This window comes from Chryseobacterium amylolyticum, assembly GCF_051011775.1.
Lineage (GTDB): Bacteria > Bacteroidota > Bacteroidia > Flavobacteriales > Weeksellaceae > Chryseobacterium.
Window position 1 is genome coordinate 1 of record NZ_JBPCHX010000014.1, and the last position, 10,029, is coordinate 10,029.

The 10,029-nt window shown below is 37.2% G+C and carries 9 protein-coding genes and 1 rRNA gene; 4 read left to right on the top strand and 6 right to left on the bottom strand.

Features of this window, described 5'->3' with window-relative positions; genetic code table 11:
• Positions 1–65 precede the first annotated feature (65 nt).
• The 4 genes from ACR1PO_RS22355 to ACR1PO_RS22370 all read right to left on the bottom strand — a co-directional run bounded on the left by ACR1PO_RS22355 (position 66) and on the right by ACR1PO_RS22370 (position 2,931).
• Positions 66–293: a DUF3820 family protein gene (locus ACR1PO_RS22355; RefSeq protein WP_433988225.1), complete on the bottom strand. Its 228-nt coding sequence runs from the start codon at positions 291–293 to the stop codon at positions 66–68.
• Between the two features lie 19 nt (positions 294–312).
• On the bottom strand, positions 313–1,392 hold the full coding sequence (locus ACR1PO_RS22360; protein WP_433988223.1) for an AI-2E family transporter: 1,080 nt from the start codon (positions 1,390–1,392) through the stop codon (positions 313–315).
• Between the two features lie 12 nt (positions 1,393–1,404).
• Entirely contained in the window at positions 1,405–2,133 is a 729-nt protein-coding gene (locus tag ACR1PO_RS22365) for a beta-carotene 15,15'-monooxygenase (protein ID WP_332388870.1), read from the bottom strand.
• A 72-nt stretch (positions 2,134–2,205) separates the two neighbouring features.
• The gene (locus tag ACR1PO_RS22370) at positions 2,206–2,931 is read right to left on the bottom strand and encodes a hypothetical protein (RefSeq protein ID WP_332388869.1); all 726 of its coding nucleotides are present in this window, start codon (positions 2,929–2,931) and stop codon (positions 2,206–2,208) included.
• A 44-nt stretch (positions 2,932–2,975) separates the two neighbouring features.
• Here ACR1PO_RS22370 and ACR1PO_RS22375 point away from each other — a divergent pair, with 44 nt between their 5' ends.
• On the top strand, positions 2,976–3,953 hold the full coding sequence (locus ACR1PO_RS22375; RefSeq protein ID WP_332388868.1) for an aminodeoxychorismate synthase component I: 978 nt from the start codon (positions 2,976–2,978) through the stop codon (positions 3,951–3,953).
• The gene (locus ACR1PO_RS22380; RefSeq protein ID WP_332388867.1) at positions 3,937–4,563 is read left to right on the top strand and encodes an aminotransferase class IV; all 627 of its coding nucleotides are present in this window, start codon (positions 3,937–3,939) and stop codon (positions 4,561–4,563) included. Before ACR1PO_RS22375 ends, ACR1PO_RS22380 begins: the two co-directional genes overlap by 17 nt.
• Before the next feature lie 2 nt (positions 4,564–4,565).
• Here the strand turns inward: ACR1PO_RS22380 and menD are convergent, their stop codons facing one another.
• On the bottom strand, positions 4,566–6,236 hold the full coding sequence (menD, locus tag ACR1PO_RS22385; protein WP_332388866.1) for a 2-succinyl-5-enolpyruvyl-6-hydroxy-3-cyclohexene-1-carboxylic-acid synthase: 1,671 nt from the start codon (positions 6,234–6,236) through the stop codon (positions 4,566–4,568).
• 84 nt (positions 6,237–6,320) lie between these two features.
• On the opposite strand from menD, the gene ACR1PO_RS22390 reads away from it, so the two are divergent.
• Both ACR1PO_RS22390 and ACR1PO_RS22395 read left to right on the top strand, forming a co-directional pair.
• The gene (locus tag ACR1PO_RS22390; RefSeq protein WP_332388865.1) at positions 6,321–7,271 is read left to right on the top strand and encodes an isopenicillin N synthase family dioxygenase; all 951 of its coding nucleotides are present in this window, start codon (positions 6,321–6,323) and stop codon (positions 7,269–7,271) included.
• A 249-nt stretch (positions 7,272–7,520) separates the two neighbouring features.
• On the top strand, positions 7,521–7,682 hold the full coding sequence (locus tag ACR1PO_RS22395) for a bacteriocin-like protein (protein WP_433988224.1): 162 nt from the start codon (positions 7,521–7,523) through the stop codon (positions 7,680–7,682).
• Between the two features lie 2,270 nt (positions 7,683–9,952).
• On the opposite strand, the gene rrf is transcribed toward ACR1PO_RS22395, so the two are convergent.
• A 5S ribosomal RNA gene (gene rrf / locus ACR1PO_RS22400) occupies positions 9,953–10,029 on the bottom strand; the annotation flags it as partial.

Here is a 10,029-nt window from a genome sequence, read left to right on the forward strand (position 1 = left end):
AGGGAAAGTTTTTGTCGGCCTTTTCGCTCCCCCCGAAACTTTTTAACCGGTTGATATATTTCTTTTTACAATCCATTTTTTACTGCTGCTCTGATAGGAATTAAAAGATCCATCAGTCCATTCAGCTTGATTTCATAGACGGTTGAAAGCTGCATTCCCAGTTTTCCTTTGGGCATTCCGCTTCTGTTGAACCATTCCAGGTAGCTGACCGGAAGATCTGCAAGGACTGTTCCTTCGTATTTACCGAAAGGCATTTTAACAACGCAGATTTCTTTTAATATTTCGGGATTTATACCTTCCACTTTTATATACTTAAATTAATTTTTCTTCAAGATCATTCTGATTCGGTAATTCGAGATCGGGAGGTGTTTCTTCATCCGAAAATTCATTTCTGTACACCTGAATCAGCAAAAGGGTCAGGGAAATCAGAATAGGCCCGAAAATAAGTCCCATAAAGCCAAACAGATTCATTCCCATGATGATTCCGAATACGGTATTTAAAGGGTGAATATTTTCCAGCTTCTTTAAAAGTGTAAAACGGAGAAGATTATCCGTAAGACCTACCACTACTAAACAGTATGCTGCCAACCCCAATCCGGGACCTGTATTTCCTTCAGCAATCATAAAGATGCATACCGGAACGTAAACAATGGCAGTTCCTACAACAGGAATTACTGATGATGCGGCTGTAAGAGCAAATAATAATACTGGTCCGGGAGCACCAAAGATTATATACCCTATCAGGGAAACGATCCCCTGGCCTACTGCCACAACCGGAATCCCGATAGCATTTGCCATGATCAGTTTTCTCATTTTATCACCGATCAGAGAAATGTTGGCCCTCTTAAGGGGTGCAGAATTACTTAAAATTCGTTCAAATAACCTGGGTTTTTCCAGCATAAAATAAAGAATAAAATACATAGACATTACCACTGTAAGGGTATTGAATGTCCCGCTGAGTGCGGAAGTAGAAATCTTTCCTACAGAATCCTTCAGTTTTGTCATATTTTCTTTACTGAGAATATCAAATCCTACTTTATTGAAAATATAAGTATGTATCTTATCCAGGAAAATATTGAATTTGGCCATATAAGCCTGTGCATTTCCCAGTTTATCAATAATCAGGTCAGCAATAAAATAGATGGGAAGAATAAGAACAATAAGACTTGCAAACATTAATGCAAAGGCTGCCAGTGACGGTTTCCATTTTTTTTCTTCCTGCAGATAAAAATTGTATTTTCTGCAGACTACATAAATGGTAATTGCTCCCAGAACCGAGGGAATAAACAATGCCAGATTAAAACAGATCAGCCCTGCCAGCACAAGGATGATTGCCAGCAATGACATCTGCTTTATCGCAACACTGCTTATTTGTTTGTCCTTATTCATCATGCCTTTTCTATTTTACTTACTGTACATAATTTGTCTTGGTTTTCCTAAGAAAGCGCAATAAGTAGAGTACATCACAATCATAATAAACGGTGCTGTCAAAATAACCCCTATTCCGCAAAGGATAACCCCTGCAATAGAGATCAGGAATCCTAAAAACCCTGTTAACAGGAACGTTCCATAGTTTTCTTTGGCAATATTGAACGATTTCCCTAAGGCATCAGTTGCCGAAGCATTTTCAAATAAAAGAATAGGATACCCTATTAAAAGGAAAGGATATACAAAAATGATCGGCAGCACACACAATGCCAGTGCCACTGATGAAATGATTCCGGAAAGAAGACTGTAGATCAGTATATTAACAAAATTCTGACGGTATCCAATGAAAAGATCAGAAAACTCGATCGGGTTTTTGGTATTGTATTTATTCACCATATAGATCAATCCTACATACAGAGGTGATAATAAAAGACCGAAAAGACTGGAAACTCCCATATATAGAGGAAGTCCCGGAGCACTCCAGTAATTAAATTCGCCTCCCGAAGATTTCATTTCTTCAACCATGGAAGCAGAGTCAAATCCTGTAAGCATTTGAATAACAGATCCTCCGATCAGGTAAATAACCATCGCTACAATTCCGTAGCCGAAGACTCCTTTATACATTTCAAAGGCATGAGAAATAATAGATCCCGTATCTCTGTTAGGTACAGAGCCTTGCTGATCAAATTCGTTAAATTCAGACATAGTTTAAATATTTAATGATTTTACCAAATTTAGTTTTTTTTGGTAAAAGATCACATTAAACAGGTACGAAATTTAAATTTTCTCTGAAAATACAGTTTTATAAAGGGAGTAAATCATAGCATTCCAAAAAGGGAATGTGAAAAGTCCGCCTATCAGAAATAAAGCAAAGCCTAAATACTTAAACAGAAAAGCAACCATCACACAGACCATTATTTCTACAGAATACATTTTAAGCGCTTTAAAATTCAGAGAGATCGCTTCGAAGATTCTTTTATTGGTAAAAAACATCAGCGGGGCAACAAACAGGGTCACAGCAACCCAGATCACTGCCAGTATTATTGTAGGAATCGTCAATCTGTAAATGAAAAACCAGAAAAGGAAATACCCTACATATTTAAAAAAGTTAAGCCCATTGTACCCGGCAAACAAATCACCTATTACAACATTTTCTCTGAGGTCAAGCTTACGGAAGATCTGAAACATACCAAGATTCAATGGATACAAAAATGCTGTAGTTCCCAAGATTGCCAGTGTGAACATCTGATAATTTTCAGTAGCCGTTATTGCTTGCATTTTTTCCATATAAGCCTGAGTTCCTTTCATAAAGGCATCCTGTAATTCTTTATTATAAGAAAAAACGTCATACTTCTGCCCGAAAAGCATCACTGCGGTAAGTAATATTCCAAAAAAGATGATTGAAAACATCAACTGAAAAACGAGTGTTTTATTCCAGTAAAAAAAGGCCTGCTTCAATATAAAATCTATTCCCGGTTTCTGAGGATATTTGTTCTGCATCATAAAAAATTTATGCAAAAGTAAACATCAATAATTATTTTTGCGGAATGTTTTCAGTGAATCATCAAAAATTTATGGAAATGGACGAACTTTCTCTTCAGAAGGTTCCCTATTTTTTCGTGATCGACTTTCTTTCGGAGAATGTTGAAATATACCCGGAAAATGAGATTGAAAAATCAGGTTTAATAATTGATTTTCAAGAATTTTCCAACGCAAAAACAATACACAACCTGGATAAAAAAATAGTCTGGAAATCGTTTCCGGAAACGCAGGAAAGCTTTAAAATCGGATTTGATAAAGTTCAGAAAAATATTCGTTTAGGAAACTCTTATTTAGTAAATTATACCAGAAAAACGAAGATAGAGACCAATTTAACCTTAGAAGAAATTTTTTACCACTCAAATGCGAAATACAAAGTTTTTTATAAAGATTTTTTTGTATTTTTTTCTCCTGAAACTTTTGTAAAGATTATTGATGGTAAAATTCTGACATATCCAATGAAAGGAACAATTGATGCTTCCATTGAAAATGCAGCAGAAATCCTGAAAAATGATAAAAAAGAAAAAGCAGAACATTACACTGTTGTAGACCTGCTTCGTAATGATCTGAGCATGGTGGCCGATGATGTAAAGGTAGACCAGTTTCAGCATATAGACTTTATCAAAACGCAGCAGAAAGATCTGTTTGCAATGAGTTCCGAAATTTCAGGCACGGTAAAACCTGAATTTGACGGCAGAATAGGAAGCATTATGAAAAAGCTGCTTCCTGCGGGCTCTATTTTGGGAGCTCCAAAACCTAAAACACTGGAAATTATTCTGGATGCTGAAGGATATGACAGAGGATATTACACGGGAGTCTGCGGCTGGTTTGACGGGCAGAATGTTGACAGCTGTGTAATGATACGCTTTATTGAAAAAGATGGAGATCAGCTTTATTTCAAAAGCGGAGGCGGTATAACGCATATGAGTAAATTAGAAGACGAATATCAGGAAATGAAAAATAAAATCTATGTCCCAATTCATTGAAAGTATTAAAGTAGAAGATCAGGAGGTTTTTCTATTGGATCTGCATCAGAAACGTGTCAATCAGACGTTTTCCCATTTCGGAAAGGAAGACCCTATCGATCTGGCCAAAATCTATAAAAACCTGCAGCACGATGAAGATGGTCTTTTCAAACTAAGAATTGCCTATGACCTTGACAAAAAGATCAGGACACAGATGATTCCCTATGCCATCCCTGAAATTCAGAATTTCCAGCTGGTAGAAAACAACAGTTTCGATTATTCTTTCAAGTTTGAAGATCGTAAGGAGCTGGATAAAATGAAAATGAAAGCCAAGGCAGAAGAAATTATCATCATTAAAAATAATCATATCACGGATACCTCTTTTTCCAACCTTTTATTTTTGAAGGGAAAAGACTGGTTTACCCCTTCTACATATCTGCTGAACGGAGTACAGAGACAGCACCTTTTAAAGCATAAAAAGATCAAAGAAACGGAAATCACTTTACAGAATATAAAGCAATTTTCCCATTTCCAGATCATTAATGCGTTGAATGATTTTGATGATATGTTTATCTATTCCATCGACAGGATTATCAATCTGCCGGGAAGTGAAGAATATCTTGATCTTTAAATCTATTTCATAAATTCAAAATATGACTTCAGGACATCTGCACTGTTCTTCCCGTGAGTATTTACTTCCAGGATTTTCGGTTGTGCATCAGGTTTGAAGAAATTCTCCAGAACCCTGTCCAGAGTAAGCTCGTCCTCCACTCTTATATAGGAAAAGCCAAAGTGCTTGGCCAAAGATTCTGCATTTTTACGGTGTTTTGTAGCAATAAATTCATCCAGTGTATTTGGATTGGCGTTTCCTGGTCCCGGAATGATTTTAAAGATATTTCCTTCGCCGTTATTGAAGATCATAATTCTTACAAATGGTGGAATATACTGATTCCAAAGTCCGTTGATATCATAGAAGAAACTCAGATCTCCCGTGATCAGTAAGGTTGGATTTTCATTTTTGATGGCAAATCCCATTGCCGTTGAAGTAGATCCATCAATACCGCTGGTTCCCCTGTTGCAGTACATCTTTCTCTTCCCGAAATCAAACAGCTGTGCATATCTGATGCCTGATGAGTTACTGAAATGGATATTATAATTTTCAGGAACCGTTTGGGAAGCCTTATTGAAAAAATAAAAATCAGAGAACTCAATCGTATTTAAAAACTGTTCATGCTTAGCATCTTTTTTGTCCCTTAGAACGTCCCAAAGATTAAAATAAGGCCTTGGCTCCAGATTGATAAATTTCAGCAGTTTTGAGAAGAAAACTTCAGGTTTCACTTCTATTTTTTCAGTCAGTGAAAAATAAGTATCCGGCTGCCATACTTCATCCAGATGCCAGTGCTGTTTCGGACGTGCGCTTCTCAGGAATTGTTTTACTTTTTTTGAAACCACATTCTGCCCTACCGTAATCAGCAGATCAGGAGCATATGTTTTGTAATCTTCTTCCGTAAAATTAAAAATATAACGGTCTATATGTCTGAAGAACTTTTCGTGATACAAGTTTGAGTTCGCTTCACTCAACACCACAACAGAATGGTTTTTCACCAGCTGCGTCAACTGGTTTTCCAGTTCCGGGCTGTAATCTCTTGTTCCCACCAACAGCATAATTCTTTGTGAGGTATGCCATTCTGCAATCAGATTGGACGGGATTTCATAATCTTTATGCTTGATGGTTTTTTCCACTGTAGGAAAAGTAGGAAGCTCAGAAACAAGTTCGTATAAAGGTTCTTCCAAAGGGATATTAATATGCACGGGTCCCTGCTTTTCAAAGCAAATCTCAATGGCTTTTTTAATAATATCGAAATTAATATCTTCTGCATTTTCTTTGCTGTCTTCCAAAAGCTGGAAATCACCATAGGAATGCTGATGAAAAACATCCTTCTGCCTGATGGTCTGCCCGTCGAATATATCAACGAAATCAGTGGGACGGTCTGCAGTCAGTACTAAAAGTGGAATATTCTGATAGAATGCTTCAGTGACCGCGGGATAATAATTAACCACCGCAGATCCGCTGGTACACGTAATTGCTACCGGCTTTTTCTCACTTTTTGCCATTCCCATTGCCACGAAAGCAGCACTTCTTTCGTCTACAATGCTGTAGCAGTTAAAACTATCTACCTCTGAAAAATGAATGGCCAAAGGAGCATTTCTTGACCCCGGAGAGATGACGATATCTGCAATTCCGTACTGCTGAAGAAGATGTGCAAGTATTTGGATACTTCTCTTAGAAGAATATTTTTTCATACAGCAAATTTAACTTATAAATAATGATTTTAAAATCATTTAAATTAAAAAAAATGTAATTTTGCTGTTCGTAAATTTCTAAAAATGGATAAAATACCTAGTGTAGACCTGCGTGATTTCCTTTCGGACAACCCGGAACGCAAACAGAAATTTGTAAATGAAATCGGAAAAGCTTATGAAGAAATTGGTTTTGTAGCCCTAAAAGGCCACTTTCTTGATGACAACCTAGTAGATGATTTGTATGGAGAGGTAAAAAACTTTTTTGACCTGCCTGTGGAAACGAAACAAAAGTATGAGATTCCCGGAATAGGAGGCCAGAGAGGTTATGTAGGATTCGGTAAAGAAACTGCAAAAGGTTTCAAAAAAGGAGACTTAAAAGAATTCTGGCACTTCGGACAGTACCTGTCTGATGATTCCAAGTACAAAACAGAGTATCCTGACAATGTAATTGTTGATGAACTTCCAAAATTCAACGAAGTAGGTAAAGAAGCATTCCAGATGCTTGAGAAAACAGGACAGTATGTGCTAAGAGCGTTAGCATTACATCTTGGTTTAAATGAATTTTATTTTGATGACAAAATCGCAGAAGGAAATTCTATTTTGAGACCCATTCACTATCCGCCAATCACTGAAGAACCGGATGATGCGGTAAGAGCAGCTGCACATGGTGATATTAACCTTATTACCCTTTTAATGGGGGCCCAAGGTAAAGGTCTTCAGGTTCAGAACCACAAAGGTGAGTGGATTGATGCTATTGCAGAGCCGGACGAACTGATGATCAATGTCGGGGATATGCTTTCGAGACATACCAACAACAAATTGAAATCTACAATTCACAGGGTAGTAAACCCACCAAGAGAATTGTGGAGCACTTCAAGATATTCAATCCCTTTCTTTATGCATCCTATCAGTGCAATGTCTTTAAATGCACTTGAGAACTGTGTAGACGAAAACAATCCAAAATTATACGAAGATACTACTGCCGGAGAATTCCTGCATGAAAGATTGATCGAGTTAGGATTGATTAAAAAATAAAAATAATGGCTGTCCAAATAGGGCAGCCATATTCTATTCCCGTTACATGGAACAAGCGTACATAAAATTGTCTTTCTGAATATGAACAACGACTTCCATTATTAAGCAATCAACAATCTCAAACTCCTATTTCTTTATATAGTAAGGCATCATTACCAGTAAATTTTGTTTTTTAACATATTAAGCCTTGTTTAGTTAAAAATATTTTACTTATTTTTACTTTAGCTACAAATTTTTAATTAAAACAATATGAAAAATCTAAAAAAACTAAAAAAAGGCCAATTAAAAAACATTTCCGGAGGAGCTAATCTTCCTGAAACAGACTTTTGTATGTATTATTGTAATGGAACCATTGTTTGTGCAACCTGCAGTGACGATTTCAAATGCCCGGATACAAACAGTGACATGTAAGATTGAAAATCAAAATGCCATAAATGAGAGCCGTTTCTTACTGAAACGGTTTTTTATTTGCTCTGGATTACACTAAAGCTGTTTTTAAGAACTATTAGGTTTTTTTGTACGTGGGATAGGTTATTATAGCAGATAAAGATTTTATGAGCTTGAAAAAGGTGTATTTAAAAACAGTCTATAGAGATGACCAAGGTATGTGGCAGTCTCTTACCATAATAATGTCATTCCGCAGGAATCCAGGCTTAGTTATCAGAGCTTCAGGGTCCCAGAGTTGAGTGGTCAAAGGCTTTGGATGCTTAAGATTTATAATGAACTATAATTTCAAATGTAAAGTGGCTTGTTTAGACTCCTGCGGAGTGACAACGTGGAGGGAATGATAAACGGTAATAATGACAGCAGTACATCATTTACTGATAAGAGATCAATGATGAATGATGTTACAAGACTCGGGATACGGGTTCTGTGGTATGTACGTGCTTCTGAGATTTAAGCCATACCATAAATTATAAAGTTGTAAACCGTGGGTTATAATGCTTCTGTCTCAATGGTCTTACCCTGTTCCAATTATGTCATTCCGCAGGAATCCAGACTTAGCTATCAGAGCTTCAGGGTCCCAGAGTTGAGTGGTTATAAAGGCTCTGGATGCTTAAGATTTATAATGAACTATAATTTCAAATGTAAAGTGGCTTGTTTAGACTCCTGCGGAGTGACAACGTGGAGGGAATGATAAACGGTAATAGTGACAGCAGTACATCATTACTGATAAGAGATCAATGATGAATGATGTTACAAGACTCGGGATACGGGTTCCGGGGTATGGATTTCTGGGGTTTGGGATGGAAGTAATAAAGAGTTATACACCATGAGTTATAAATACCCTCTGTCTCAATGGTCTTACCCCTGTTCCAGTTGTGTCATTCCGCAGGAATCCAGACTTAGTTATCAGAGCTTCAGGGTTCCAGAGTTGAATGGTTATAAAGGCTTTGGATGGTTAAAGATTTATAATGAACTATAATTTCAATGTAAAATGGCTTGCTTAGACTCCTGCGGAGTGACAACGTGGAGGGAATGATAAACGGTAATAGTGACAGCAGTACATCATTTACTGATAAGAGATCAATGATGAATGATATTACAAGACTCGGGATACGGGTTCCGGGATGGATTTCTGGGATTTAAGCCATACCATAAATTATAAAGTTGTAAACCGTGGTTATAATGCTTCTGTCCCAATGGTCTTAATCCTGTTCCACTTATGTCATTCCGCAGGAATCCAGGCTTAATTATCAGAGCTTCAGGGTCCCAGAGTTGAGTGGTCAAAGGCTTTGGATGCTTAAGATTTATAATGAATTATAATTTCAAATGTAAAATGGCTTGCTTAGACTCCTGCGGAGTGACAACGTGGAGGGAATGATAAACGGTAATAGTGACAGCAGTACATCATTTACTGATAAGAGATCAATGATGAATGATATTACAAGACTCGGGATACGGGTTCCGGGGTATGTGCTTCTGAGATTTGGGATGGAACTAATAAAGAGTTATGCACCGTGAGTTATAAATACCCTCTGTTTCAATGGCCTTAATCCTGTTCCAGTTGTGTCATTCCGCAGGAATCCAGGCTTAGTTATCAGAGTTTCAAGGTTCCAGAGTTGAGTGGTCATAAAGGCTTTGGATGGTTAAGATTTATAATGAACTATAATTTCAAATGTAAAATGCATTGTTTAGACTCCTGCGGAGTGACAACGTGGAGGGAATGATAAACGGTAATAGTGACAGCAGTACATCATTACTGATAAGAGATCAATGATGAATGATGTTACAAGGTTCGGGATACGGGTTCCGGGGTATGGATTTCTGGGGTTTGGGATGGAACTAATAAAGAGTTATACACCGTAAGTTATAAATACCCTCTGTCTCAATGGTCTTAATCCTGTTCCAATTGTGTCATTCCGCAGGAATCCAGACTTAGTTATCAGAGCTTCAGGGTCCCAGAGTTGATTGGTCATAAAGGCTTTGGATGCTTAAGATTTATAATGAACTATAATTTCAAATGTAAAGTGGCTTGTTTAGACTCCTGCGGAGTGACAGCGTGGGATAAACGATGAATGATAAATGATGAATGATGAATGATGAGTGATTGGTGTATCGTTTATCATTCATCAATTATTACTGATTACTCATTACTCATAGCTTATAAGCCTGTCTTGGGTATAAAGCAAAAAAAATCCTTTATCGTTATGATAAAGGATTTTTAAAAATAAAATAAAAACTGGCGGCGGCCTACTCTCCCGCGTTAGCAGTACCATCGGCGCTGGTGGGCTTAACTTCTGTGTTCGGAATGGGA

Excerpts from the sequence above, each read along its gene's own strand:
- ACR1PO_RS22360 (WP_433988223.1), bottom strand. The coding sequence starts at position 1,392 with ATGATGAATAAGGACAAACAAATAAGCAGTGTTGCGATAAAGCAGATG.
- ACR1PO_RS22365 (WP_332388870.1), bottom strand. The coding sequence starts at position 2,133 with ATGTCTGAATTTAACGAATTTGATCAGCAAGGCTCTGTACCTAACAGA.
- ACR1PO_RS22370 (WP_332388869.1), bottom strand. The coding sequence starts at position 2,931 with ATGATGCAGAACAAATATCCTCAGAAACCGGGAATAGATTTTATATTG.
- ACR1PO_RS22375 (WP_332388868.1), top strand. The coding sequence starts at position 2,976 with ATGTTTTCAGTGAATCATCAAAAATTTATGGAAATGGACGAACTTTCT.
- ACR1PO_RS22380 (WP_332388867.1), top strand. The coding sequence starts at position 3,937 with ATGTCCCAATTCATTGAAAGTATTAAAGTAGAAGATCAGGAGGTTTTT.
- menD (WP_332388866.1), bottom strand. The coding sequence starts at position 6,236 with ATGAAAAAATATTCTTCTAAGAGAAGTATCCAAATACTTGCACATCTT.
- ACR1PO_RS22390 (WP_332388865.1), top strand. The coding sequence starts at position 6,321 with ATGGATAAAATACCTAGTGTAGACCTGCGTGATTTCCTTTCGGACAAC.
- ACR1PO_RS22395 (WP_433988224.1), top strand. The coding sequence starts at position 7,521 with ATGAAAAATCTAAAAAAACTAAAAAAAGGCCAATTAAAAAACATTTCC.